We start from the raw sequence: 26,821 nt of genomic DNA, 5'->3' as shown, positions 1-26,821 counted from the left end.
CCTGATACTTGAGGTAACACTCTTGACGGCCCGCGATGGGCAAGGATGCCTTGATGGACCGGATTGACGCGCTGCACCTGTTTGCCACGGTTGCAGAATTAGAAAGCTTCACCAAAGCCGCAGAGCGGATGAATTTAACGCCGGGCGCGGCCTCAAAACAGGTCTCTGCCCTGGAAGAGCGTCTGCAAGTGCGCTTGTTAGAGCGCACGACGCGTTCGGTGCGCTTGACCGATGGCGGCAAAGCCTTGTTGGAGCGGGTGCGGCCTTGGTTGCAGGAATATGAATCCATCGAACAGGGGATGAGCTGTGAAACCCATGCGCCTGCGGGGCGACTGCGGATTTCCGCGCCCACGGATTTCGGTGTTCAAAAACTGATTGATCCGGTCACGGCCTTCATGAAGCAATGGCCCCAGGTGGAGGTTTTGCTCGATCTGTCCGATCGCATGGTGGATCTGGTGGATGAGGGTTATGATCTGGCGGTGCGCATTGGGCATCTCTCCGATTCCAGCCTCATCGCCAAACGCCTCTCTCATAGCCGGATGGCGGTCTTTGCCAGCACCCATTATCTTGAAGCGGCGGGAACGCCCACCCATCCTAAAGATCTGGGCCATCATCATTGCATTATCGACCGCAATAAGCCGACACCGTATCAATGGGTGTTTCAAAAGGGCGGGGATACCCAAGTCATTAAAGTCGATGGGCCTTTATCGCTGAACGGCGCGCGTGCCGCGGTGAAAGCCGCCTGTGCGGGCATGGGCATTGCCTGTTCGCCTGATTGGGCCGCGCGCGAGGCGTTAGAGCAAGAGGGCGTGGTACGGATTTTACAAGAGTGGGAGCCCGATCATCGTGATTTGTGGGCCGTCTTCCCCTCCAATCGCTATCTGACCCACCGGGTGCGCCTGTTCGTCGATTTCCTGGGCGATTGGTTCAAGGACGGCTTTTAACGGTGTTAAGCCGCCTCTGTGCTGGCTTTCAAATGCTGGGCCAGCGGCGTTAACAGATGGGTATCAAGCCAGCTGACGACGGGCACGCACAATCCATCCCCGATGACATGGAGCGCCGCGCCGGTCGTGGTGGGTAGCTGAAAACTACCGGGCAGACCCATCAAACGCGCGGCCTCACGCGCCGCCATGGGCCGGGTTTCGATGCTCTGGCCCTCACACCAGATCACAAATTGCCGCGATGATCCCCCGCCGGGCGTGCGCAAACACCCCGATAGGCCGTCAAAGCGCACTTCGGCGCGTTGTTGGCGTTTGCCCTGTTCTTGACGGGTCCGGCGCACGATAAAGCCGATCTGAGGCTTTCCTGTTAGGCGCGCGCGCGCGTGTGCGGCTTCGACCTTTTGACGGTGAGTGTCATTCATCAAACTCAACAGGGCCTGGCGTTGATCAGCGCTATGCCAGGTAAGGCTGGGGTCAATGATCTGATCAAGGCTCGCCATGCGTGCGGGTGGGGTGGGTAGATGCCAGTCGATCCAGCGCACACCATGGCTCGCGCCTAGGCGATCGCGCGCGGTGTAAATGGCGGGGGTCAGCCCATAATGATCGCCTTCGCCTAAGGCCAGGAAGGATGAGGGCAGGGGTGTATCGGCCCTGCAGGCGATGATGAACAGGCGCGGGCGTGATTGCGGCAGGAAGGCTTTGGCATCCAGCTCCAGCGCGCCAAAGCGATATCCGGACTTGGCCAAGAGATGGCATAAGAGCGTAAAGTCTTGGCCCTGGTGAGAGGTCAGCAGGCCTTTGACATTTTCCAGCACCAAAATATGTGGCGCGCGGTGATCTTGGCGTAGCGCCTCCATCACACTCCAAAAGCCAAAGAACGCTGAGGAGCGCTGGGCTTGCAGCCCGCCGCGCGCCCCGGCCAGCGATAAGTCCTGACATGGGAAGCTGGCCCAGGCAAGATCTGCAAATTCTGTAGGCAGATCATTGAGGCTTAGGCTGTGCACGTCTCGCGTTAGGGGCGAGGGTGAAGAAAAATTACTTTGATAACAGCGTGTCTTTTTCTCGTCATAATCATTGGCAAATATGACGCGCCAGTGCGGGGCTAGCCCGAAATGGGCCATGCCTGCGCCGGCAAAAAATTCTAACGCGGTGAATGAAGAATCAGAGCCCATGGAGTGACTTTATCCGTCCTTTTTAAGCCAGACTATCTATGCATCTGCGCACGGGCGGGCCATATTGCCGGTAAAACGGGGGACGTGATGATGAAACGCTTGGGTTTAATCGGTTTGGGCTTGGTCGTAGCGGGCTGCGCCAGTGATGATGTGATGGAGCCTGAACTGATCCCCACCAGCTTTATTGAGAGCGGGGCAAGTACAAGTGCGCCGGTCCGTCGTTCCACTTCCTCCCGCTCCAGCATTGTTGGCGGATATGAGCTGATCGGTGAGAATTTTACCGCCGACATTACCTATGAAGATGAAGGCGATAAGCTGGCGGTGTATTATGAACATCGCGTGCCGGGTGCTCGTCCACTCCTAGGTGATTTGGAAATGCACCGGCCCTGGATTTCTGAGGGTAAACGCACCTTTGATGGTGAAAGCTATTCGGGGCTGGATCTGAAGGTGGAGATGGAGGCTGGGCCGTGTCGGACCGGTGGCCAGACCTTTAGCCATTTCGCCAATGTTCAGGCCGGGCGTTTACGCTATCAGGCGTGTGCGAAAGAAACCGGACCAAGTGAGAGCTGGTCTGAAGAGATTTTTACCTATCTGCCTGCCATTGAAGCGTGTCAGCGCGCGGCCGCCGTGCGCTCGATCGCGTATCTGCGCGGCGCGGGTGAGCGTCAAGTGACCCATGTGCGCCGCGATGGCGCGGATGTGGTCGTGCGTTTTGCCTATCCCGATGCCGGGCGTATGGATTGTGTGGTGCAGGACGGTGTGCGTGATAGCCAGGAGCCTTTCATTGAGTGGACCGTGGTGCTGGATGGTGAGCCCGCTCTGGACGGGGAAGGTACGCCGGTCTTCGTGCTGGGGGAAATGCCGCAAAACGGTACAGCCTGTTATCAATGGGAGCGGGTGCGCGATGAAACCGGTGCCCTGATCGGGGCGCTGGGTCATGATGCCTGTGGGTCTGGCACGCAAGAGATTGCCCTGGGCGGATCGCGATAAGCCTTCGGCTCTGACGCGACTCAGCCTATCTCAAAGCTATGTTTACACGCGCTTGTTTGTTGGCCTTGGGCCTTTCATCTTTATGTGCGCCCGCCCATGGCGAGCTGGTCGATGCGCGCCTGGCACAGGATGGTGCTCAGTATAATCTGTGGCTGATTTTTGATCGCCCAGTTCAGGGCGTGACGCCCGCGGGCGGATCGGCCTTTGATGTACAGGGCGTGAGTGAGCGCGCGCGCACACTAGAGCTTTATGAAGCCGGGGAGCTAACCCGGCTTCAATTTACACCCTCTGGCACCGATCAAATCCGGGTGACAATCCCGGGTGGCTGGCAAAGCGCCTATGGTGAGGTGCGTGATGGCGCGGTGGTGATCGCGCTGACCGGCAATGGCCGCGCTCCGTCTCAAAACGCGTCCAGTGGTGGTCTGCCTCCCATATCTCGTCCGGGGGCCTCGTCAAGCGAAGGACGCTCTGACGGCGCGCGCGATACTCTGCCAATGACGGCGGCCGCGCGCCAAAACGAAGCCGAAGGCGCTAGTGAGGGCTGTGAGGCTACGGCGCGCCGCGTGCAAGAGGCGGCCTGGGATGTCAATGGCTTGGCCGCCCATGCCAATTGTCTCCTTGATCAAGGTAATCAAACGGCGGCCACGCGTATCTTGCAACAAGCGATCGCGCTGGAGCCGGGCCATTTTGATTCGCTATATGCGCTGGCCGAGATTCGTCTGGCGCGCGGTGATCGCGATGGGGCGCGGGTGCTCTATCAGCAAGCGTTTCAAGCCGCGCGCGGGGATGCACAGGCTGTGGCGGCGCGGCGCGCCTTACGGGGCCTCGAGCAACGCTAAGCGTTTAAATCGGTATTTTAGATTGAGAGCCCGTCAATCACGGCGTCCTGTAATTCCTCCAGGAATTCCCCTTCGGTGGGCATCAACTTGCGCGCATCTAAATCCATATCACAGCCAATGCCTTCCACGGTCCATAGCGGCGCGCCCGTAATGGGGTCCATCAGCCAGTGAATAAGCGTGCGGGTTTTGGTGTTGGCGGCTTTGAGGCCCGAGCGCATGACATAGCCCTGACCAGCATTGGCATAGCGATAGACATGGATGCGGCATTCCAACAAAGCATTACCGATGCGTACGGGATTACCGCTTTGGTGGGCGCGCCACATGCGCGGGAAGCCGCGATGGAAATTCACCGCACTATCCGAAACTTTACCCAAGGTGAGTTCAGGCAGCATACGGTCAAACACATCGGTATCCGCATGGCTGAACCGGCCCATACCCGCCACATCCATATTCAGGCTATCGGCCTTGGTGAGGGAAATGTCTTCGCGTGGGGCTGGGCTGAGATCGACACCACGCGGCTGGGCCTCATCGGGGATCTGCACGGCAAAGCCATCTAAAACGCCGCGCACACGCTTCGGCCACTCAAACGGGCGACCGGTATGGGGCGCGATATGATCCAGGGTAATGCGGAACGTGGCACAGATTTTATCACGCGCGACATGGCGCATGATAAGAAGGACATCCAGGCTCGTCTCATCCCAATGGCAGACCCCGCCTTCAATCTTTAAAGGGGCACCGGGGCGGGCTTCGGCATGGAAGCGGATATGAATGTGACGCACCAAAAGTGTTGCGGTGGCGCGCCGGGTAAAAGCTTCGTTGAGACCTAAGCGATCAGCCAGCGTGCCAATGGCCTGCATGGCATTGGCGAGATAATAGCGCACATTGAGATGGCCCAGCTCATCACACTCCCACGCATTGGCATTGCCGAGCCAGAGATCTTGCATGGGCGCGCTCCTATAGGTCTGAAAACCCTTCAGTGGGCTATAAGATATGGTTTATTGGCCCCAACGCCATGGGGCAAGGCTTAAAAGTGTCACGCTGCCTGACAATTCGCGCACAGGCCATAATGTTCCACGACCGAGCGGGTCAGTTGAAAGCCTTCAGGCATGTCTTTGAGTTTGGCGTGGGCGTGCTGTTCTTGAACCGCACCACATTTTTCACAAATGAAAAGCACCGGCCCGCCCGCTTCTTCGCCATGGATGCAGGCGGTATAGGCGTTGAGCGATTCGACCTTATGCGCGAGGCCTGTGGAAACCAGAAAATCCAGCGCGCGATAGACGGTCGGGGGCTGGGCAGCCCCTGCGCCAGGTTTGAGCTGAGCCAGCAAATCATAAGCTTTTACTGGGCCATCGGCATCCAGCAATAACTCTAGAACGCGTTTGCGGATCGGCGTCAGGCTGACCCCTTTGCGTGCGCAAAGGGCTTCAGCTTCGGCCAGAGAGTGAGTGAGATCAGAATGCAAGGTCATGGAATTTTTTTAACCGCATTTGTTTGAGGTGGCGAGCCCTTAAGTTCGTCATTTTTTGAACAAACATTAATTTTGCTGCTCACGCCTTGTCAGGCATGGCCCTCAAGTGTAATACAATAACAAGATACATTATAACATACCCAACCGCTGGGGGACACCATGCTACGGTTTAACGATAAAAGACGGTCACTCCTTTGCCTTGCGGCCAGCGCCCTGGCGCTGAGTGCGGCGACCTCTGCCCATGCTCAACAGGTCCAAGAGGCTCAAGAGGCCCATGATCACGACATTGATGTGATCATCGTCAAATCCTCGCCTTTGAATGTGCATGACCATGATGTGGTCGGCGCGGCGAGTATTTTAAATGATGAAGAGATTCAGCGCCTGGGGGCGGGCAATCTGGGTGAGGCTTTAGCCAATATTCCTGGCGTGACCAATACCTTTTTTGGTCCGGCGGCCGGGCGACCCGTCATTCGGGGCCTGGGCGCAGATCGGGTTCGGGTTCTGGTTAATGGGGTGGGCTCGCTTGATGCCTCCGCGGCAAGCCCGGATCATGCGATCGCGGCGGAAACACTCAGTGCGTCGCAAATTGAGGTGCTGCGTGGGGCCTCGGCCATTGCCTATGGCGGCGGCGCTATTGGCGGCGTGGTCAATATTATGGATGGCCGCATCGTTGAAGAGCGCCCAGAGGCTCCGTTCTCGGGTGAGGTTTATGGCGGCTATACCAGCGTGGATGACGGCAACCAGCTGGCGGGCCGGGTGATTGTAGGGGCGGGCGATTTCGCCTTTACGCTGGAGGGTCAGCGCCGCGAAGCGGGTGTCTATGACATACCCGGCTTTGCCGATTCAGCGCGTCAACGCGCTCTGGAAGAGGGCGAGCATGATGATCATGATCATGATCACGATCACGATCACGACCACGATGATGACCACGATCATGACCACGATCATGACCATGACCATGAAGAGGAATTCGCTCGCGATCATGTCGAGAATTCAGACTTCCTGTTTAAAACCTATTCGGGTGGCGTCTCCTATATTCAAAACTGGGGCTTTGTCGGTTTGGCTGTGAAAGTCACGGATGCGGAATATGGTCTTCCTGGACATGAGCACGCTCATGAAGATGAGAATCACGATCACGACCACGATCACGATCACGACGACGATCACGATGATGATCATGAACATGAGCATGAACACGCGGATCCGCGTCTGGTGATGGATCAGACCCGCATTGATGTGCGTGGTGAAGTGCGTCTTGATGGGTTTATCAACCGGGTGCGTTGGTCAGGCGCCTATTCTGATTATGAGCACAAAGAACGCGAAGGTGATGAGATAGCCACCACCTTCTATAATGAAGGCTTTGAGGGCCGCGTTGAAGTTAGCCATGATCATGGCGGCAATTGGCAAGGGGCCTGGGGGCTTCAGGCTCTGACTAAGGATTTCAAGGCCGAAGGCGAGGAAGCCTATATCGAGCCGGTAACGACCCAGGATTGGGGCCTGTTCGCGCTGGAGCGGTTTGACCGTGAGGCTTGGGGCTTTGAAGCTGGGGCCCGGTTGGAACGTCGCCGCTTGAATGGTCTGCGTAAAGAAGACACCTATACCGCCTTTTCGGCTTCGGGATCTTTGTTCGCGCGCCCGCACCCTGACCTCTTCACCAGTGTGACCGTGTCACGTTCGGAGCGTGCGCCCACAGACGTTGAAGTGTTCGCAGAAGGGGCTCACTTGGCGACGCGCGCCTTTGAAATCGGTGATCTCAATCTCGACACGGAAAAAGCCTGGTCTCTGGAAGGCACGCTCCGCTACGATCATGATAATCTTCATGCCGAAGCCAATGTATTCTATGCCGATTATGATGGCTTCATCACCTTAATGGCGAGCGGTGAGACCCGCGATGGCTTGGATGTATATCAGTACACCCAAGCAGATGCGCGCCTCTATGGCTTTGAGCTGGCGGCCAATACCCAGCTGGGTCAAGCCTTTGGCTATGACATCTTGGCCCATGCCGGGCTCGACTATGTGCGCGGCGAGTTGGATCAGGGCGGAAATCTGCCGCGCATCTCACCTTTGAGCCTGAAAACCGGCTTGGAGCTGGTTAATGAGAGCTTGTCTTGGCGTGCAGATGCGCAATTTGTGGCCGAGCAGGATGAAACCGCGACGAATGAGCTGCCCACCGATGGCTATGTGCTTCTCAATGGGGATGTCGAATGGCGCCCCGAAAGCCTAGACTCGCTGGCATTGACCCTGGGGGTGCGCAATATCACCGATGAAGAGGTGCGCTTTCATACCTCTTATTTGAAGGATCATTTGCCAGCGCAGGGCCGGTCCGTGCGGGTGTCTGTGCGTAAGGCATTCTAAAAAAGGATGTTTTCTCGCCTGCGTCAGCCCGCCGCGCGGCGGGCTGACGCGCGTCAGGATGCGCACGTTACAGCGCTGGTATTCAGGCGCATAAAGTCCCCATAAGTTTTGTGGCTATGGGGATTAAATCATGAAAGCCCTTCTTCTCACCAGTGTCAGTATTGCCTTGGTTGCCGGTCTCGCAACGCCTGCTATGGCAGAGCAAGGCGATTGGTTGTTCCGCCTTCGCGCGCTGAGCGTTCAGCCCGATGAAAGCGCAAAGATTACCCCTATTGGCGGTGATGTTTCTATCGACAATAGCGTCGTGCCTGAGTTCGATATCTCCTACTTCTTCACCGATCATATCGCTGCAGAGCTGATTTTGGGCGTCACACCCCATGATGTGAAAGCGGTCGGTACGGCGCTGGGTGAAGTGGATCTAGGTGATGTGACTTTGCTGCCGCCCACCTTGACCTTACAATACCACTTCAATCCTGAAGGCCAGTTCCGCCCTTATATCGGGGCCGGGGTCAATTTCACTCACTTCTTCAATGCCGATCTGCCTTCTGGCTCAGTGCTGAAGGATATTGATTATGATTCCAGCTTCGGTTGGGCCGCGCAGGTCGGTTTTGACTATGCGATTAACGAGCGCTGGTTCTTCAATGTCGATTTGAAGAAAGTCAAAATCAATACCGATGTCACCATTGATGCGGGCGCTTTAGGCATCGTTAAAGCCGATGCCGATATTGATCCCTGGATCTTCGGCGTGGGTATTGGCTATCGTTACTGATCTGTCATAGACACCAGATCGTAAGGTGAATAAAGGCGTTGCCCGGTGGGCAGCGCCTTTTTCTTGGGGACTTAACTGTAATTGTGCGCCCCTTTGTTGTCTGATCGCGTATCATCGGCTAACACGATAACAACCTTAACTCTTCAGGGGGAAAATATGGCTGACGCCGCAGCGAACCAAGCAACCGTGACCGGCACTTTGCCGCTTTACAAAAAACCTGAACCTTTAAGCGCCCAGGCGCATGCCGGTAAAGGCGTAAAGTTCTCTGATCGCCCATTCGATTTTCTGAAAAACACCCACTTCGTACCGATTACCATTGGTGAATTCGGCACGTGCGCCGGGCGTTACCCCATCATTTTCTTGGGCGATAAGAAAACCCCTGTGGCCGCAATGGGTCTTCGTGCCGGTGAAAACCTGTTCGTGAACGAAGCCGGTCAGTTCGAAGATTTCGGCTATCTGCCCGCCTATGTGCGTCGCTACCCCTTCGTATCGGCCAGCCATTCAGATGATACCGATCGTTTCACCATCTGCATCGATGGCGAATCTGATCTGGTCTCGGATCAACCTGATCAGCCTTTCTTTGGCACCGATGGTCAGCCAACGGCTTACACCCAAAACGCCATTGATTATGTGAAGCGTTTTGAAGCCGATGTCGCCTCTACCAATGCGTTCTTGAAGCGTATGGAAGAGTTGGAGCTGTTCGAAGAGCAAAAAGCAACCTTCCAGCCGCGCGATGCTCAGGGCAATCCTCAAGGTGAGCCGCAGACCGTTGCCTCTTACTGGGGTGTATCGGGGCAGAAATTGCGCGCCTTGTCGCCTGACGTTCTTGTTGAGTTGCGTGACAATGCGTATCTCGGCGCGATCTACGCGCACATGATGTCGATCCCGAACTGGGATGCGCTGATCCAGCGTGCGACCGTGCGTGCGTCTCAAGCTGCGCAAAATGGCGCGGCGGCCGGTGCGGTGCCTCCGCCACCAGAAGCTTAAGTCTATTAAGCGTCTAAAGATCAAAAGCCGGTGCGCGTTTCGCACCGGCTTTTTCTTTGACCACCCCCTTATCACAAGGGCGCGATTGGACTTCTCTTTTAGATATTTTGGTCTATGTAGGGTCTAAGCTTCACGCTTAGGTCTTGGGGAATAAGTATGCTTTTTCGAGTGTTCGCCTTAATTTCAACGCTGTTTTGCGCCTCAGGGATCGCGCACGCCCAAGGCAGTTGGAATTCAGACCCCAAGGTTGAAGCGCGCTTAATCTCTGATGTGACGCGCGCGCGCCCCGGTGATGAGATCCAGATCGCGCTGCATCAACGTATTGAGCCCGGTTGGCATACCTATTGGATCAATCCCGGAGATAGTGGGGAGCCGACCCGTCAGAGCCTGGATCTGCCGGAGGGGTATCATGTTTCTGATTGGGTCTGGCCGACGCCTAAGGCTTATGATCTGGGACCGCTGACCAACTATGGCTATTCTGATGAGGTTGTCTTAAGCCAGACCCTCACCATCCCTATGGACGCGCCCTTGGGGCCGATCACGATCACCGGCAAGGCCTATTGGCTGGTTTGTGAGGAGATTTGTATCCCCGAACAAAGCGATGTCAGTCTAAGTCTTCTGATTGATGAGACCCGTGTGGCGAGCCCGGACGCTGATCTCATCATCCGGTTTCTCGACAAGACCCCGCAGGCGTTGACCGCTCCCACCACGATGAGCTGGCGTGCGGGCAAGATCATCTTGTCGGTCGCCGACCCGGCACTGGCGGATGATAACGCACGCGCGGTTGAAACCGTGTTTTTCCCTTATGAAGCCGGGATTATTACCCATGATGCGGCTCAGGGCGTTGGGGTCTCTGAACAGGGGCTTCAGCTTCATCTGCAACCCGGCTGGAAGGTGTCTGGCGCGCTGGATCAGGCCTATGGCGGAGTTTTGATCCAAAGCTTTGCAGACGGTAGTCGAAAAGCCTACGCGTTAAGCCCCACTCTAGGCGATGCTCTGCCGCTGCTCGATGGCATTGCCACCACGGCGGAGGTTGAAAGCACGTCGCCGGAGACCTCAGTGCAATGGGTGAAATCTCAAGATCAAAATGCGGCGGGTTTGACGCTGTTGCAAGCGGCCTTTTTTGCGCTGCTGGGCGGTTTGATCCTCAATCTGATGCCATGTGTCTTCCCCATCCTCTCCATGAAGGCGTTGAACCTGCTTCATAAAGGCCATGCTGAGCGTTCTGAGGCACGCACTTTAGGTCTGCTCTTTGGGGCTGGGGTGATCACAACATTTTTGGTCCTGGGGGCGGGCCTTTTGGGCTTAAGGGCTATGGGCTTACCGGGCCTTTGGGGGTTTCAATTGCAAATCCCCGTCGTGGTCGCGGCTTTAAGCGTTCTGATCTTCCTCATCGGGTTAAATTTCTTAGGCTTCTTTGAAATTGGCACCTCCTTACAAGGTGTCGGGCAGAGCCAGTCAGGTTCTGGCCGGGGCGGATCATTCCTGACCGGCGTGCTGGCGGTCTTTGTCGCGGCCCCATGCGTGGCGCCGATTATGACCGGGGCCCTGGTGTATGCGCTGACCCAACCGATCTGGGCCTCGCTGATCATCTTCTTATTCCTGGGCGTGGGATTGGCGCTGCCCTTTGTGATCGTCAGCTTCGTGCCGCAGCTCTTGGCGGCTTTGCCCAAGCCTGGCGCGTGGATGGTGGTCTTACGTCAAGCGCTGGCCTTCCCGATGTTTGCCACCGCGATTTGGCTGGCCTGGGTGTTGAGCGTTCAGACGGGGGCCAGCGGTACGTTGTTGATCCTGGCGCTCTTCCTGGGCGCGGCCCTGATGATCTGGCTCTTCCGATTTAAGGGTGTGGTGGCGCGAGTATTGGCGGTGCTGGCTTTACTGGGCCTGATCGCTGGGATTGGCCTGACCTCCCGCTTAGAGCCAGCTACGACCAGCCCGATTGAGGAAGGCTATCAAGCCTGGTCGCCGGAAAAGGTTAGCGATCTGCGCGCTGAGGGCCGCGCGGTCTTCATCGACTTTACCGCCGCCTGGTGTGTGAATTGTCAGGTGAACAAGTTGACGGTGTTGTCGACGGATGCGGTCAAGACGGCCTTTGCTGAGGCGAATGTCGCGCTCCTCAGGGCGGATTTCACCAATCAAGACCCACAGATCGCTGCAGCATTGGAGCAGTATGGCGCAGCCGGTGTACCGCTTTATGTCATTTATCCGGCTGATGGTGGTGAGGCAGAAATTTTGCCGGCGCTCTTGACCCAGGATTTGGTTTTAGCGGCGATTGAGCGCGCGCGTTAAAGCTCTGGCGCAGGGCAGCTGGAAAAGACGCTGGTTTCAGGCTGGTTTTCGGGGTCGGACGTGATCTCATGGGCGACCTCGAAAAGGTCGGCATAGTCGAGATAAAAGCGCGCCTGATCGCCGCGGGTTTGCGCGTTCAGTAAGGCCTCCAGGCGCGTATTCGCATCCCCCGACATGCCCCGAAAGATGCAGGCCAAATCTTGTGGGCCGCCCTGAGCTTCGATGGCGTGGCTCAGCTGAAGGGCTTTTAAAACAAAGTCTTCCACGTCGAGGATGAAGCCATCTTCGCTTTCAAGGGGGATGGCCGGGGCGATCGCGGTGGGCGCGAGGCGCTGTGCACGGCTGCGGGCTTCTACGTCTAAGCGTTCGGTGAGAGGGGCGAGATCTTCCATTGCGCTCCCCCATTGGGCGTGAGCGCGCGGAGTGCTGAAAGCGGCAAGGCCAAGCGCCAGTCCTAAAGTCAGCGTCACAATCGCGCGCATGTCACAGCTCCTATTCACCTGGGCCATGGTTTGGCACCTTGATTGGTGGGCCATGGCACGCTAACCCATTTTCTCGCATTTTTATTTTACCAAGCATGAGGCATGCCATCATGAGCTCTAACAAAGCGTTTAAACCCAAGGCGCGTCGCCCCCGTGGATTTGAGGACCGCTTGTCCCATCATCTGCGTGCGGAGCAGGCTCTGATCCAGGCCGCCTCGGGCGTGTATGAGCGGTGGGGCTTTGAGCGCTTGGAGACGCCCGCCTTTGAATTTGCCGACTGCTTGGGCAAGTTCCTGCCTGATGATGATCGACCCAATGAGGGCGTTTTCGCCTTGCAAGATGATGATGAGCAATGGATGGCGCTGCGCTATGATCTGACCGCGCCCTTGGCGCGTTTCAGTGCGGAGCATTTCCAAGACCTCGCCAAGCCCTTCCGCCGGTATCAATATGGTGATGTCTGGCGCAATGAAAAACCGGGCCCTGGGCGGTTCCGCCAATTCATTCAGTGTGATGCCGATTCGGTGGGTGCCCCGGGCACTGCGGCTGATGCGGAGATTATTGCCCTTGCCAGTGAGGTGATGGCCGCTGTTGGCTTGGAGCGCGGGGAATATGCCGTGCGTGTCAATGACCGCCGCTTGCTGGATGGGATTTTGGAAAGCCTGGGCGCAGGGGCCGCTGAGGCGCGCCTGAAAGTCCTGCGTGCCATTGATAAAATGGACCGTTTGGGCCGTCACGGGGTCGAGCTTTTGCTGGGTGCAGGCCGCAAGGATGAATCGGGTGATTTCACGCCGGGTGCCGGTCTGGATGCGGCGTCCATCACGCGGGTTCTTGATTTTATCGAGGCGGGCGGGGGCACGCGCGGCGAGGTGATTGAGCGCCTGATCCCCATCGTGGGTGCCGGTGTGGGCGGGGCCGGTGTAAGCGCGCTTGAAGAGATTGCCGCCATCCTTAACGCGTTGAATGTGGATGAAGACCAAGTGATTTTCGATCCCTCCATCGTGCGCGGTCTTGGCTATTATACCGGTCCGGTGTTTGAGGTTGAGCTCAATCTGAGTGCCACGTATGAAAACGGTCAGCCGATCCGCTTTGGCTCTGTTGGCGGGGGCGGGCGTTATGACGATCTGGTGGCGCGCTTTACCGGTCAGGCCGTACCGGCGACGGGCTTCTCCTTCGGGGTTAGCCGCTTTGCCGCCGCGCTTTCTGCGCTTGATCGTATCAAGGATAGCGCGCCGGATCCTTTGGTCATCGTTTTGGCGGTCGATAAAGACCATATGGCGACTTATTTCCAATTGGCGGCCCAATTGCGTGCTGAAGGGCTTCGCGCCGAAGCTTTTGTGGGGGGCGGAAACATGGGTAAGCAATTGAAATATGCCGATCGCCGGGGTGCAGATTTTGCAGTGATTGTCGGTGAAGATGAGCGTCAAAACCAGACCGTGACAATCAAGGATTTGAAGCTAGGCGCACGTTTAGCGCAACAGATTGAAGACAATAAGGCCTGGCGAGAGGATCAACCCGCGCAATTTACCCTGCCACTGGCCGGTTTTGCCAAGGCCCTGCATGAACGACTGGTTTAAACCGATTGCATAGAGGGACTTGACGTCACCCCACTCTATACGTCACTCTAACCTTCAGATGAGGCCTGACCGTCTTATCGTTACGGTGTCTTCGGGGAGGAGACCACCGTTGATCGACCAACCAAATCTTGAAAAGGCCCGGTTTTCACCGGGCCTCTTTTTTATGCTCATGTCTGGATGAATGCTTAGTCGTTCTCGGGCCCACCGGCGAGGCGGCTGGCTTCTGTGTCATTGAGCCATGCGGTTAATTCATCGCCGGTCAGTTCCTGGCCATTTTCCCAAACCCGAAGAGAGCCATTATCGCTTTCTTCGATGCGCAAGCTGCCATGGGTGATGCGGGGCTCGCGCGGTGCACGCGGTGCGCGCTCAATCCATTCCATGCGAGAGGCGATGTGGCGCGCAGAAGGCAGCTCTGCGATTTGTTCTTCCATATCCTCTAAGTTTTTGCGCATATCTTCGATATTCTCGCGAAATTCGCGCCGCTCACGGCGGGTGATCTCACGTCGGCCATTGTCATCTTCAACATAGCCCTCACGCAGGGCTATCTCTAAGGCTTCAATGCCCGCGCGAAGGCCGACGACACCGGCTTCTAAGCCCATACGCTCAGCGCGGCGGCCCTGGGCCTCGGCGCGGCGTCCGTGCGCTTCTGCGATGCGGGCTTCACGTTCCACTTCAATAAAAACCCGGCGCATGTCGCGGTCTAGATCGTGCTCTGTGCGCGCCTCATTACGGGCCAAGCGATGCTCCATACGCGCTAATTCGCGGGCATGGTCGCGTTCAGCATGGGCTTGGGCGCGTGTGACATCGCGAATGATGCGGGCGCGGACATTTTCGCGACTATTGTCGCGTCTCGCTTGCGCCAAGGCGTGATCTATATTGGCGCGCACGCGCACATGAATGTCGTGCGGAACAGGCGGCGGGGGTGGGGCGTCGGGGCCATGGATGAAAACGCGCTCAACCTCGTTTTCATCTTGCAAGTCGATCACGATGCTGCCAGCAAAATTAACCTCGGCTTCAGCAAGGGTTTGCTGAACCACGCGCATAGCGTCATCGACCAAAATTTCAATTTCAGCCTCGTCTAAGGACGTAAACTCATAGATTTTCTGCCCGCGCGCAGTATTGGCACGCTCAGAGGTTTCTAAGATGTCGGAAACCTCGGCGTCTTCACTCAACTCATAGCGCTCGCCATTGACGATGAGAATACGCGTCTGGGTTTGAGGCTCTTGTGCCCAACTGGATCCTGAGATCATCAGCGGAGCCAAGCAAAGGGTTGTCAGTAAGGTTCGCATTATGTCCTCCCAATCTGTGAAAGGACCATAATTGAGCCAAGATTACTTCAAGGCGTCGCTCAGCTTAATTCGATGTCATGAAACAGCTTTGCGAGCATGCCGCCGCGCATAAAATCCGTATACAGCTTAAGATTATAGCCTCATGAATTCATAACCTTAGTGCGCCCGAAATGACATGATTATGTCATTGAAAGAGGCAATGAGTCCGGACTTAAAGGGGTTTGAAAGTTGTGCATTTGGCGCCTACAAGTTGAACTTAAGTAAGTGCGCATCTTTAGGTAATGATAAGAAATTTGATTCAATAAAAATGTAATATGTGTCCGAACTAGATATGTGTAATTCGAATCTAAATTTTGCATTAACACATTGTAATGTTTTGAATACTTAATTATTTCTCAACGTGGCTATCCTGTTGAATTATGTGAAAATTTTGTGAGTTCTTGTGTTAAAAAGCAGACCATAAAATGCGCAATGGCGTGGCCATTTGGTCGTATGAGTGTGGCATAATAAACGCATTATGACGCTTTGGTCTCAAAGTGATGACGCAGCGTCCTACCAGCTCAGATAAATAAATTTATACCCTTCAGCAGCTTGTAAAAAAATCTTAAATACAAGCGTAAAAAGGGGAAAATAATGTCAAGAAAAAAACTACGTGATACCCTGGTAGGTAGCACACTGTTAAGTAGTGCGGCTGTTGTGTTGTTTGCAGGCGCAAGTTTTGCGCAAGCAAATGCTTCAGCGCAAGAGGGAAATGATCCTGCCGTTGTGCAGCTTCAAGATCAATCTGAACAGTCTCAAGAAAGCAACGTTCAAGAAGGCGACAAAATCGTCGTAACGGGCTCGCGCATTCGTCGTAACGAATTTTCAGCTATGTCTCCAATTCAGACCATTGACGGTGAATTTGGTCGTGATTTGGGTTTGATCGATGCATCGGCGCTGCTCAATCAAACAACAGTTGTTCAAGGTCAGCAGATCACCACGGGTGTATCTACATCCGCGGGCTTGCTGTCTGATAACGGTCCTGGGTCTGCGACTGCGGGTCTTCGCGGTTTGGATGCGGGCCGGACTTTGGTTCTGGTTAATGGTCGTCGCCTGGCACCTGCGGGTGTACGTGGCGCGCCTTCTGCACCAGACTTGAACATGATCCCGGGCTCTTTGATCCAACGTGTTGATGTGCTTTTGGACGGGGCGTCTTCTGTTTACGGTTCTGACGCGGTTGCGGGTGTTGTAAACTACGTTCTTCGTACCGATTTCGATGGCTTCACCATTGATTTCAATCAAACTTTCCCGCAAATGGACGGTAATAACGGGCAATACATTGCCTCTGCGACCTACGGTAAAGATTTTGACAATGGCTTTATGGCCTTTGCGCTTGAGTATAACAAAACCGACGGTCACACCCGTGGCGAGTTTGGTAGCTTCTACGAGCCTTATTCTGGGATCTGTCAATCAAGCTACACCCAAGGTACAAGCGGTAAAATCTACGAAACCTGTGCTGGTTCATTCGGTGCTGGTTCGGCCAGCGTGAATGGCGTAGGCTATGTTGGCCTGGTTCCAGGTACGGCTGCGTCTGGTCTGTTGCCCGCTGATTGGGTTAGTATCGACGTAACGCCAGATCTGTTGTTGCCGACAAGCGAAAATGGTCGTTTGCTGCTGTTGCATCCCGAAGAGCTGCAGTCTAGCTTCACGCCTGACCTTGAGCGTCTTTCGCTTTATTCTGTGGGTGAATTTGAGCTTGCGCCAAACATGACCGCTTACTACGAAGCGTCTCACACGCGTCGTCGCAGCGAAACCACGCGCTTTGGTCAAGGTAACATCAAGTTTACCGCTGACTATGCGTACAACCCATTTGAAAATGCGGCAGGCCCAGCAGCAGGTACTTTGTACTTCCTGAACCGTGCTGAGAACTTCACCGAAGTCTCTCAAACCCGCTTGATCGGTGGTTTGAAAGGTGACTTGCCTTTCGTTGATCGCTTGCTGCCAAGCTTCAACAACTTCAACTACGATGTTTACGGTAGCTTCAGCCGCTCTGAGGGTTTTGACCGCGTAAATGGTTACTACCTGAAGTCACGCTTCAACCAAGTTATGTCTAATACGCATGACGATGGTAGCGGCAATATCGTGTGTGATTCAATCGGCACATCTGTTGTTTCAACCTGTCGCCCATTGAACTTCTTCGATCAGACATTCATCACCACAGGTCGTTTTGCGGATCAGGCGGACAATGAATACTTCCTGCCGAACCGTATCACCAACACCTATGTTGATCAGGCGATCTTCAACGGCTTTATTTCTGGTGATTTGTTCAACCTTCCTGATGGCCCTGTCAGCGGCGTTTTGGGTTTCGAATACCGCGATGAGTCTATCCGCACCGAAACCGATGCGGCAACCGCGAGCGGTGATTTCGAAGGTTTCTTCGGCGATCCAGGTTCGAACGGCTCTCGTTCTTTGATGGAAGCGTTTGCTGAGGTTGAGGCAACCTTGTTGCACGACCGTCCTTTCGCGGATGAGCTGTCTTTGAACTTGGCCACACGCTGGACTGAGGAAGAGAACTTTGGTGCACACTGGACCTATCGTATCCAGGCGACTTATGCACCGACCGATTGGCTGCGTTTCCGCACCACCTATGGCACGTCTTTCCGCGCGCCTAACCTGGGTGAGCAATTCGGCGGGCGTGTAACGGGCTTCGCAGACCCAAGCGATCCTTGCCGCGTTCCAGGTATTGCGGTGCCATTCGTCGATCATGACAATGATCCATCAACCCCAGAAGTGCGTTTGTACAATCCTGCACTGGATACGCGCGATCCGACCTTGCTGGCCAATTGTCGCAATGGGGGCGGTGCCTTCAATCTGCCGGGCAATGATCCAACCAGCCTTGGCGTAGAAGGTCTTGGAACATCAAGCCCAGTCTTCTTGGGCGCAACCACCCAAGTGGCCAGCGGTTCGAACCCAGAATTGGGCGCAGAAACCTCTGACGCTTTCACAGGTGGTATTGTTTTCCAACAGCCATGGTTTGATAGCTTCGGCTTCCAGTTCTCATCGACTTACTTCCACATTGCTGTGAAAGACGAAGTTGATGCGTTGACAGCTGCAACCATTGTTGGGCGGTGCTATAATTCACCAAGCTTGAACGACCCGCAGTGTGCGTTCATCCAACGTGACCCATCGACTGGTGAGGTGTCATTCGTTGAAGCCTTGAACCAAAACTTGGGCGAGCAAATCTCTGAAGGGATCGATTACAACTTCGAACTCGACTTTGATTTTAATACGCCTTGGACTGAGCGTGAAATTGGGTATCGCGGTATCTTCCGTTCAACCTACATGCTGAGCCAAACCGAAGAAGAATATCTTGCTGAAGGCACGCAGATTAATGACGATCTGGGTGAGTTCGGGAACCCACGCTGGCGCCTGAGCTACACCAACGTTCTGTCTTACAAAGATATGAGCTTCATTTTCCAATCTCGCTTTGTTGATAACTTCATTGAAGCCAATGATGATCCAATCGACGAAGTTACCTCTGGCCTGAACCCATGTGTTCAAGCTGGCGAAGCCGAATGCTGGTCTTACGACGACGCAGGCGATTACTGGGTACACGACATGTCAGCGCGTTATGACATGGGTGACTGGATCATGCGTGGTGGTATCAGCAACGTCTTTGATGAAGCGCCAGATCTGACAAACAACAATGGGTCTCCCATTCGCGGTGTCGGATACGACTTGCGTGGTCGGACGTTCTTCTTGAACGTGACTAAGCACTTCTAATCACGCGAGCGTTCCTCTTTGTTACTTAAGGCGGTCCATTGGGCCGCCTTTTTTTTATGTCGTCACGAATGAAAGCGAGCGTTCGACTTTTTGGCGTAAATTGCATCATTTGGGAGGCCACAATGCGATTTATGTTAGCCACAAGCCTATCGTGTTTAGCCTTGATCGAGACGGCCCATGCGAGCGAGCCCGATGACCAAGCCTGTTTTCATACCTGTTACATGCAAAGCTGTCACGCCTTGCCAGCCGGGTCTAGCGTGAAGCAGCTTTGCCTGGCGAGCTGTGCGAGGGAGTGCGGTGACAGCACTATCATTGCCTTTATTCATAAGCGGGGTTTTGCGCCAATCTCTAATCCGTCTGATTAAGATGCTTTGATGACCCCTCTCCCTGAAGGGGCGTTGGAGCCCATTGAAACCCGATAAAATGGGATGTCGATTGGGGGGGGCGACCATTTGGTCGCCTTTTTTATAAGAGCATTTATTTAAATTCTTTCTCAACTTAAGGCCTAAGTTTGGCTTGTCATAAAATCTTAAATTGCGAATTGATGTCCGCAGCCGCACTCTCTCTTATTGCACACACTGGGTGTGTTTTTAGCCTTTTGGTCTTCAGGGGAGACATCATGAAGCAATTAATCTGTGCGGGCCTTTGGGCTCTTTTTTCGTCTTCAGCGTTTGCCCATGGGTATTCGGGCTGGGCGGTGCCCACGGTCGTGGAGTATTCCAACGGTGGCTTGCTGGTTTATGGCAATTTTAATGACGTCAATGAGTGCAGCCCGGGGGTCAGCCGTCCGGTTTTTGTGGCGGAAGACCCTAATAATCCAAACTTTCTGCCCACAATTGCTCCCCTTTTGATGATGGCGGTTCAGGCGAAGTCTCAGGTTCAATTCTATCTGATGGATTGCACCACGGTGAGCTGGCGTCAGGGCCAAAACGCCGTGCTCAACCGCGCCTGGACCAGCGGGGTTTTGTTTAATTCACCGACAAACCCCGTGGGTGTGGCACCGGATGAGTTTGTAAGTCGCCTGGAAGACTTGGAAGGCGCTGTGGCCGCAGGGGCTAATGAAGGTGAGCTGACGATCAATACCAATGTGCCTACCGCTTTGAATGTTTGGACGAGCGTTGGGACGGACACCCTCTTCTCCATGACCCGCTTATGCGCCAATAATGGCGGCCAGGTTGTTCAAGTCTATATCCGAAAAGATGCGATGAGCGCGGAGCAGTATTTAGAAGATGCCCGGTGCTGGGAATATAATATGGATACATCCACCTTTATGGTCCCCGCAGGCTGGCAGTATAAGTTCATGAATTTCTTGCCGGAACGTTTGGTGAGCTACACCAAGGTGGTTCAGTAAAACAAAAAAGGGCGGCTCGGTTGAGCCGCCCTTTCTCTTGGTGCCAAACGGCGTTGAGCTTAGAAGCCCATGCCGCCCATACCACCCATACCGCCCATATCAGGGGCAGGCATAGCTGGGGCATCTTTCTTTGGGGCTTCAGCAACCGCTGCTTCGGTCGTGATCATCAAAGACGCGATAGAGGCCGCATCTTGAAGCGCCGTACGACAAACTTTAGCGGGGTCGATCACACCGGCGTCTACCAGGTCCTGGTATTCTTCGGTTTGAGCATTATAGCCAAAGTTTGCATTGGTGTTGGCCAGGATCTCATTGACGATGACAGAGCCTTCAACACCGGCATTGGCGCAGATCTGGCGGATCGGAGCCTGGATCGCACGGCGAATGATGGCCACGCCCTGGGTCTGATCGTTGTTTTCACCTTCAACGCCTTCAAGCACTTTTGAGGCTTTAAGAAGGGCAACGCCACCGCCAGGAACGATGCCTTCTTCAACCGCAGCGCGGGTTGCGTTCAAGGCATCATCAACGCGGTCTTTACGCTCTTTCACTTCAACTTCGGTCGCGCCGCCGACTTTGATCACGGCAACACCGCCAGCAAGTTTCGCCAGACGCTCTTGCAGCTTCTCTTTGTCATAATCAGAGGTCGAGGCTTCGATCTGAGCGCGGATTTGTGAAACGCGGCCTTCGATGTCGGCTTTCTCGCCAGCGCCATCAACAATCGTGGTGTCGTCTTTGGTGATTGCGACTTTTTTCGCCGTACCGAGCATGTCGATAGAGACGTTTTCCAACTTGATGCCCAGATCTTCAGAGATCACTTGGCCGCCGGTCAGAACCGCGATGTCTTCCAACATGGCTTTACGACGATCGCCGAAACCAGGGGCTTTAACGGCAGCGATTTTCAGGCCGCCGCGCAGCTTGTTGACAACCAAGGTCGCCAAAGCTTCGCCTTCAACATCTTCTGCAATGATCAGCAAAGGACGGTTAGACTGAACAACGCTTTCCAGGATCGGCAACATCGGCTGAAGCGAAGAGATTTTCTTCTCGAACAGCAGGATGAAGGGGTCTTCCAGGTTCGCAACCATTTTGTCCGCATCGGTCACGAAGTATGGAGACAGGTAGCCGCGGTCAAACTGCATACCTTCAACAACTTCCAGCTCGGTTGCCAAAGACTTAGCTTCTTCAACCGTGATAACGCCTTCATTGCCGACTTTTTCCATGGCTTCAGCGATCATATCGCCGATTTCTTTTTCGCCATTGGCAGAAATCGTACCGACCTGAGCGACCTCAGAAGAGCCTTTGATCGGGGTAGAGACGTTTTTGATCTCTTCAACAACCAGAGCCACAGCTTTGTCGATGCCGCGCTTCAAATCCATAGGATTCATGCCAGCGGCAACAGACTTCATGCCTTCACGGATGATGGCTTGAGCCAGAACGGTTGCGGTGGTGGTCCCATCACCAGCTTCGTCATTGGTGCGAGAGGCCACTTCACGGACCATCTGGGCACCCATGTTTTCGAACTTGTCTTCCAGCTCGATTTCTTTGGCAACCGATACACCGTCTTTTGTGGTGCGCGGTGCGCCGAAAGATTTTTCGATGACAACGTTACGCCCTTTAGGACCCAAGGTCACTTTGACGGCGTCGGCCAGGATATCTACACCGCGCAGCATGCGCTCGCGGGCAGAGGCACCAAATTTGACTTCTTTAGCAGCCATGATCTTTTTCCCTCTGTTTGGGGTTAAATGGGGAGATGGGTGTGATTAGGCTTTAGGCCAGAACGCCCAAAATGTCGGATTCTTTCATGATCAGCAGTTCGTCGCCACTTACAGTGACTTCGGTGCCCGACCATTTCCCGAACAAAATGCGGTCACCCACTTTCACGTCGAGGGCACGCACCGAACCATCGTCTTTGATGGCTCCGCCGCCAACGGCAACAACTTCACCTTCGGAAGGCTTTTCCTTTGCGGTATCAGGAATGATGATGCCGCCTTTGGTTTTGGCTTCTTCCTCAACGCGCTTTACCAGCACGCGATCATGTAGAGGACGGAAGTTCATCGCGTCTCGCTCCTAAAAGTTGAGCCATAAGGGCTCTAGGGTTATATCCAAGCATTAGCGCCACATGAGCATTAGCACTCGAGGGGTGTGGCTGCTAACGCTGCTGGAAGTAGGGGGCTCATCGTCCAGCGTCAAGGGGGGTGATCACACTTTGGTCAAAAATTCTTGCACTTTTTTGGGAACCAAAGCAGGCCAACGCCATTCAAGCTATATTCATCTGATTGTCGCTTAAACACCCATAGCGCTTTGGGGGCCGACAGGTTAAGGTCTGGCTTAATCACGTTTTCGAGGGAGGGTCGCTGTGACCACATTATTGCGTTCCATGATTGCCATCGTCATGACTTTGGTTGTGACAGCTGCATGTACAACCACCGACCAGTACGGCAACACTTATGCCAATAACACCGGGCGCGGCGCGCTGATCGGTGCGGCGGCTGGCGGCCTGCTCGGTTATCTCACCAATACCAATGATTCAGAAGAAGGCCGTACCAACGCCCTGATTGGTGCCGGGATCGGTGCCTTGGCCGGTGCGGGCATCGGTAATTATATGGACCGCCAAGAGCGCGCCTTCCGCGAGCGTCTGCGCGGGTCTGGCGTTGGCGTACGCCGTGAAGGTCAAAACCTCTACCTGGTGATGCCGGGCGACATTACCTTCGACACCAATGAATCGCGCATCAAGCCGCAATTCGTTCCTGTATTGAATGACGTGGCTGACGTTTTGCAGACCTTCCCCGCGACCTATGTGGACGTGGTGGGCCATGCCGATTCAACCGGCGCAGCGGATTACAATCAGGCATTGTCTGAGCGTCGTGCGACCTCTGTCGCCTCTTATCTGATCGGCCAAGGCGTCATTCGTGACCGCTTCTTCGTGGCGGGTATGGGCGAGAGCGCACCGATCGCCAGCAATGACAGCCCTCAGGGGCGTTCGCAAAACCGCCGTGTTGAGATCAAGATCGCGCCGCACACTGCGTCTTAAAGATCTAACGCCTGGCGTTTAAATTTGACACTATGAACGCGCCTCACCTTAAGGGTGGGGCGCGTTTGTCGTTAATAAACTGTAAATAGGTCTGTACTGAGGTTAGATACATGGTCAGAATCATGACTTACTTCAGGATGAACCTTTGTATTTCTGGCCTGAGATAAAGACCTAAGCCCGTGATGCCTCGTGCGACAGATATTTTAGTGGTGATCACTTATGCGCTGGTTGCGGTTGTCGCAGCCCTGGCGTTTGAGCGCTTTGGCTTGATGTCGACCGGTTTGGCCTGGCTGATGGGGGCCATGGTTTTCTTGTTGGCGGGCCAGGTTCACTCCGCGGCGGCGCGGGTGGAAGAGCGCGCGAAATACGAAAACGAGCTTCATGAAATGCGCGCGGCGAATATGTCGCTGCTCGATGAGCTGGAAGGGTTATCTGGCCGGGTCGAACAGCTGCAAAGCGAAGTGCACGATACCCATGAGATTGCTCAGCGCACTGAGGCTGTTCTGCAAGATCAGATTGAGCGCCATTGGGTGGATGAGAAGGCGCCGACCGTGCCTCAAGCCAATCTCGCCGAAGAAAATGTCATCGCCGAACTGATCGCGAAGCTGGAAAAGGCGGGCACGCATTCGGGTGAGCTTTCGCCCAATATCAAGCGCGGCGGTGTTGATGCCGACGTGGTGCAAGAGGCGCTCGATGAAAATCGCGTCGATTTGTATTTGCAGCCTATCGTGACCTTGCCTCAGCGCCGGACGTATTTCTATGAAGGCTTTACGCGCCTGCGTGATCATGAGGGCAAGATCATTCCACCGGGCGCATTTTTAAGTGCGGCTGAGGAAGCGGGCCTGATTACTGAAGTTGATAACCTTCTTCTCTTCCGCTGTGTGCAGATTGTGCGTCGCCTGACCAAATCGGATCGTCGGATTGGGATTTTCTGCAATATCTCACCGCGCTCTTTACAGGATGAGACGTTCTTTCCAGATTTCTTGGAATTCCTGCGCCGCCAGTCAGATTTGGCGGGCTCTTTGATTTTTGAAATGCCTCAGAGCGCGTTTTTAAATCGCTCGGCCATTGCGGCACGTAATATGTCGCGTTTGGCTGATTTTGGTTTCCGCTTTTCTATCGACCAAGTCACGAATTTAAATGTCGACTTGGCCGAATTGCAGCGCGCCAGCGTGCGCTTCATGAAGGTGGGCGGGGAACGCTTGATTGAAGCCACCCGCAAGGCGGAGCCGATTGCCGGACGTGAGCCGGGCGCGATCGCGCCTGAGGATATTGCGGGCCTGTTTGCGCGCTATAGCGTTGATTTGATTGCCGAGAAAATTGAGACCGAAGGCACGGTGGTGGAGATTCTCGACCTGGATGTCGCCTATGGTCAGGGCCATTTATTTGGTGAGCCGCGTCCCGTGCGCGAGGACGTGATGGCTGAGACGGGCGTACCGGCCCGTATGGTCAGCTAAGTCATTAACCTTTTTGTCTTTTAAAACTCATTCAGTCGTCATTAAACCGACATCTTGATCCGGTCTAATTGCGCGCATGACGCGTACCGATCAAACGATTCCCTTTTTTGCGGAATGGCTCGCCATTGATGTCGCTTTTGTGTGTGGTCTCTATATGGCGGGACCGGCGCTGGTTCTGCCTATGACGCATGTCGCGATTATTCTAGCCGCCTTTGCCATTGGTTTGGGCTGTGGGGGGCTGGGCTTTGCCTGGTTACAGGTGATCGCGCGTCGCCCCGGCATGGGGCCAATTCGTTCGGCTAGATTGCATTGGGCGCGGGTTTTTGCCAGCGTGGTGTTGATTATCGGCTTGGCGCGGTTGTCGCCGGTGCTGGGTCTGGCTTAAGTGCAGCTGTCACTTTAAATTCTCTTGCATTTCACCCTGGGTCTTGCTCCAAAGTGGGCATGACTGGACCTGTGACCTTAAAAAATATTTCCGCCCATTATGACGCGATTTTGTGTGATGTGTGGGGTGTGATCCGTGATGGCAAAGGCCTCTTGCCTGTCGCCTTGGACGCTTTGGCCAAGTTTCGCGACAGCGGTAAGCCGATTGTCCTGATCTCCAATTCGCCGCAGCGCGCCTTTGGTTTGAAGGATCAATTGGCCCGTGAGGGAGCCCACGCGGGTCTGTGGGACGATATTGTCACCTCGGGCGATGCGACCCATGCGGCGCTGAGCGGTTTGGCCCCTGGACCGGCCTATAAGCTGGGGCCTGATTGGGATGATGAGATTTATGAGGGCACGGGGCTGGATTTCGCGCCCTTGAAGGAGGCCGCTTTCATCTCCTGCACCGGTCTGGTGGATTATGAAACCGAGAGCGTCGCCGATTACGAAGATCTGTTGCGCGAAGCCAAGCTGCGCCATCTTCCCATGGTCTGTGCGAACCCGGACAAGATCGTGCAAAATGGCGATCGCCTGTTACCGTGCGGGGGGGCGCTGGCTGAGCGTTATAGCCAGCTTGGCGGCGAAGTCATTTTCGCCGGAAAGCCTCATCCGCCAATTTATGATCTGGCCCTGAATGCGTTGGAAAATGCCGGGCTGGGCCATCGCGATCCCGCCCGGATACTGGCCATTGGCGATGGTATCGAAACCGATCTGATCGGCGCGGCGCGTGAGGGCATGGATGCATTGTTTATCACGGCGGGCATCTTTGGCCACCAGGTTCAGGGCGATGCCACACGCGGCGATATAGAGGCGCTCTTAGCCCCCTATAAAACGCCGGTGCGATGGTTCGCACCGGCGCTGATCTGGGATTAAGGGGCGAGACGACCTTTAATCGAACAGGGCGTCAATATCATTCTGGTCCAGGCCAGAACCGGGGTCTTCATTCCCCCCGCCTGCATCCCCGCCGAAATCATCGGCAAGCATGCGGTCGATTTCTTCTTGTGTTGTTTCAGGGCCGCCGACGGCTGGACCATTAAGGTGCAGCTTGTTGGCGCGTTCTTTTTCCACCAGTTCGTCTTCATCGGCGCTGGCATCATGGACGCCCATCACGCGGGCAAAGCGTGTCACACGTTTTTCAACGTGATTGAGCGAGCCGACCACTTTTGACACCCGTTGGCCGGTCAAATCCTGGAAAGAACAGGCCTCGATGATGCGCAACATCGCATCATCGACCATGGCCTTATAGCTATCCATATCTTCGGCCTCGGCACACAGGATGTTCTCAGCTTCCTGCATGATGCTTTCGGTGGCGCGTTCTGTATCGGTAACGACCGCTTCGAGTTCCTTACCGGCCGTCGGGATACGTTGTTCCTTGATATCATTGGGTCGCAGGTGCGCGATTTCAGACCGCGTGCGTGCGATATAATCCGCGATATAGGAAAACTCATTGCAGATCGACTGGTCCAACGAGCTGAAGAAGATTTGCATCGTATCTGTCAGCTGATGAGCCAGTTTCAGCACGTCCATGATCTGAGCATCTTTCAGATCACTCTGGCGTAAGGTTGCCAGCGATTCACGGACGCGATTTGCGACTTCTGCGGCGGGCATAGGGCCCTCCCTTAGCGTTAGTGCGAAAACAAAGCCTTAT

General features: G+C 54.9%; 22 protein-coding genes. 14 read left to right on the top strand and 8 right to left on the bottom strand.

Annotation, left to right across the window (positions count from 1 at the left end; translation table 11 throughout):
• Positions 1 to 53: 53 nt before the first annotated feature.
• A complete protein-coding gene (locus tag H151_RS0101605; RefSeq protein ID WP_040758495.1) occupies positions 54 to 944 on the top strand; it encodes a LysR family transcriptional regulator in 891 nt (296 codons plus the stop codon).
• Between the two features lie 5 nt (positions 945 to 949).
• On the opposite strand, the gene H151_RS0101600 is transcribed toward H151_RS0101605, so the two are convergent.
• Positions 950 to 2,113 (bottom strand): DNA cytosine methyltransferase, encoded by a 1,164-nt coding sequence (locus H151_RS0101600; protein ID WP_019959873.1) that lies wholly within the window; start codon positions 2,111 to 2,113, stop codon positions 950 to 952.
• 87 nt (positions 2,114 to 2,200) lie between these two features.
• On the opposite strand from H151_RS0101600, the gene H151_RS0101595 reads away from it, so the two are divergent.
• Together H151_RS0101595 and H151_RS0101590 are read left to right on the top strand one after the other, a co-directional pair.
• Positions 2,201 to 3,103 carry a hypothetical protein gene (locus H151_RS0101595; RefSeq protein ID WP_019959872.1) on the top strand — a complete coding sequence of 301 codons (903 nt, stop codon included), beginning with the start codon at positions 2,201 to 2,203 and terminating at the stop codon, positions 3,101 to 3,103.
• A gap of 38 nt (positions 3,104 to 3,141) precedes the next feature.
• Positions 3,142 to 3,942: a tetratricopeptide repeat protein gene (locus tag H151_RS0101590; RefSeq protein WP_019959871.1), complete on the top strand. Its 801-nt coding sequence runs from the start codon at positions 3,142 to 3,144 to the stop codon at positions 3,940 to 3,942.
• 17 nt (positions 3,943 to 3,959) lie between these two features.
• On the opposite strand, the gene H151_RS0101585 is transcribed toward H151_RS0101590, so the two are convergent.
• Complete coding sequence (locus H151_RS0101585; protein ID WP_019959870.1) at positions 3,960 to 4,886, bottom strand: acyl-CoA thioesterase; 927 nt, start codon at positions 4,884 to 4,886, stop codon at positions 3,960 to 3,962.
• 89 nt (positions 4,887 to 4,975) lie between these two features.
• Positions 4,976 to 5,410 (bottom strand): transcriptional repressor, encoded by a 435-nt coding sequence (locus tag H151_RS0101580; RefSeq protein WP_019959869.1) that lies wholly within the window; start codon positions 5,408 to 5,410, stop codon positions 4,976 to 4,978.
• 159 nt (positions 5,411 to 5,569) lie between these two features.
• Between H151_RS0101580 and H151_RS0101575 the strand changes: the two genes are divergently transcribed.
• The 4 genes from H151_RS0101575 (at position 5,570) to H151_RS0101560 (ending at position 11,810) form a co-directional block, all read left to right on the top strand.
• Positions 5,570 to 7,765, top strand: a complete 2,196-nt coding sequence (locus tag H151_RS0101575) for a TonB-dependent receptor (RefSeq protein ID WP_019959868.1) — start codon at positions 5,570 to 5,572, stop codon at positions 7,763 to 7,765.
• A 130-nt stretch (positions 7,766 to 7,895) separates the two neighbouring features.
• On the top strand, positions 7,896 to 8,534 hold the full coding sequence (locus tag H151_RS0101570; RefSeq protein ID WP_019959867.1) for an OmpW/AlkL family protein: 639 nt from the start codon (positions 7,896 to 7,898) through the stop codon (positions 8,532 to 8,534).
• Between the two features lie 156 nt (positions 8,535 to 8,690).
• A complete protein-coding gene (locus H151_RS0101565; protein ID WP_019959866.1) occupies positions 8,691 to 9,521 on the top strand; it encodes a SapC family protein in 831 nt (276 codons plus the stop codon).
• Positions 9,522 to 9,677: 156 nt separating this feature from the next.
• Complete coding sequence (locus H151_RS0101560) at positions 9,678 to 11,810, top strand: protein-disulfide reductase DsbD family protein (protein WP_019959865.1); 2,133 nt, start codon at positions 9,678 to 9,680, stop codon at positions 11,808 to 11,810.
• Here H151_RS0101560 and H151_RS16765 read toward each other — a convergent pair.
• Entirely contained in the window at positions 11,807 to 12,292 is a 486-nt protein-coding gene (locus H151_RS16765) for a hypothetical protein (protein ID WP_019959864.1), read from the bottom strand. The genes H151_RS0101560 and H151_RS16765 overlap by 4 nt on opposite strands.
• Before the next feature lie 110 nt (positions 12,293 to 12,402).
• On the opposite strand from H151_RS16765, the gene hisS reads away from it, so the two are divergent.
• Positions 12,403 to 13,866 (top strand): histidine--tRNA ligase, encoded by a 1,464-nt coding sequence (hisS, locus tag H151_RS0101550; RefSeq protein WP_019959863.1) that lies wholly within the window; start codon positions 12,403 to 12,405, stop codon positions 13,864 to 13,866.
• A gap of 185 nt (positions 13,867 to 14,051) precedes the next feature.
• On the opposite strand, the gene H151_RS0101545 is transcribed toward hisS, so the two are convergent.
• Positions 14,052 to 15,155, bottom strand: coding sequence for a hypothetical protein (locus H151_RS0101545; protein ID WP_019959862.1), 1,104 nt, complete (start codon positions 15,153 to 15,155; stop codon positions 14,052 to 14,054).
• A 633-nt stretch (positions 15,156 to 15,788) separates the two neighbouring features.
• On the opposite strand from H151_RS0101545, the gene H151_RS0101540 reads away from it, so the two are divergent.
• Together H151_RS0101540 and H151_RS0101530 are read left to right on the top strand one after the other, a co-directional pair.
• The gene (locus tag H151_RS0101540) at positions 15,789 to 18,917 is read left to right on the top strand and encodes a TonB-dependent receptor domain-containing protein (protein ID WP_019959861.1); all 3,129 of its coding nucleotides are present in this window, start codon (positions 15,789 to 15,791) and stop codon (positions 18,915 to 18,917) included.
• Positions 18,918 to 19,536: 619 nt separating this feature from the next.
• The gene (locus tag H151_RS0101530) at positions 19,537 to 20,268 is read left to right on the top strand and encodes a hypothetical protein (protein ID WP_019959859.1); all 732 of its coding nucleotides are present in this window, start codon (positions 19,537 to 19,539) and stop codon (positions 20,266 to 20,268) included.
• Between the two features lie 59 nt (positions 20,269 to 20,327).
• Here H151_RS0101530 and groL read toward each other — a convergent pair whose 3' ends face one another.
• Positions 20,328 to 21,977 (bottom strand): chaperonin GroEL, encoded by a 1,650-nt coding sequence (gene groL / locus H151_RS0101525; protein ID WP_019959858.1) that lies wholly within the window; start codon positions 21,975 to 21,977, stop codon positions 20,328 to 20,330.
• 52 nt (positions 21,978 to 22,029) lie between these two features.
• A complete protein-coding gene (locus tag H151_RS0101520; protein ID WP_019959857.1) occupies positions 22,030 to 22,317 on the bottom strand; it encodes a co-chaperone GroES in 288 nt (95 codons plus the stop codon).
• 322 nt (positions 22,318 to 22,639) lie between these two features.
• On the opposite strand from H151_RS0101520, the gene H151_RS0101515 reads away from it, so the two are divergent.
• The 4 genes from H151_RS0101515 (at position 22,640) to H151_RS0101500 (ending at position 26,046) form a co-directional block, all read left to right on the top strand.
• Complete coding sequence (locus H151_RS0101515; RefSeq protein ID WP_019959856.1) at positions 22,640 to 23,293, top strand: OmpA family protein; 654 nt, start codon at positions 22,640 to 22,642, stop codon at positions 23,291 to 23,293.
• Positions 23,294 to 23,475: 182 nt separating this feature from the next.
• Positions 23,476 to 24,750 (top strand): EAL domain-containing protein, encoded by a 1,275-nt coding sequence (locus H151_RS0101510; protein WP_019959855.1) that lies wholly within the window; start codon positions 23,476 to 23,478, stop codon positions 24,748 to 24,750.
• A gap of 76 nt (positions 24,751 to 24,826) precedes the next feature.
• A complete protein-coding gene (locus tag H151_RS0101505) occupies positions 24,827 to 25,135 on the top strand; it encodes a hypothetical protein (RefSeq protein WP_019959854.1) in 309 nt (102 codons plus the stop codon).
• 59 nt (positions 25,136 to 25,194) lie between these two features.
• Positions 25,195 to 26,046, top strand: a complete 852-nt coding sequence (locus H151_RS0101500; RefSeq protein ID WP_019959853.1) for a TIGR01459 family HAD-type hydrolase — start codon at positions 25,195 to 25,197, stop codon at positions 26,044 to 26,046.
• A gap of 15 nt (positions 26,047 to 26,061) precedes the next feature.
• Here the strand turns inward: H151_RS0101500 and H151_RS0101495 are convergent, their stop codons facing one another.
• Positions 26,062 to 26,781 (bottom strand): protein phosphatase CheZ, encoded by a 720-nt coding sequence (locus H151_RS0101495; RefSeq protein ID WP_019959852.1) that lies wholly within the window; start codon positions 26,779 to 26,781, stop codon positions 26,062 to 26,064.
• Positions 26,782 to 26,821: the final 40 nt, after the last annotated feature.

The organism is Woodsholea maritima DSM 17123, assembly GCF_000382325.1.
Taxonomy (GTDB): domain Bacteria; phylum Pseudomonadota; class Alphaproteobacteria; order Caulobacterales; family Maricaulaceae; genus Woodsholea; species Woodsholea maritima.
The sequence above is the reverse complement of the archived record's forward strand: the minus strand, read 5'-3'. Positions and strand labels throughout refer to the sequence as shown.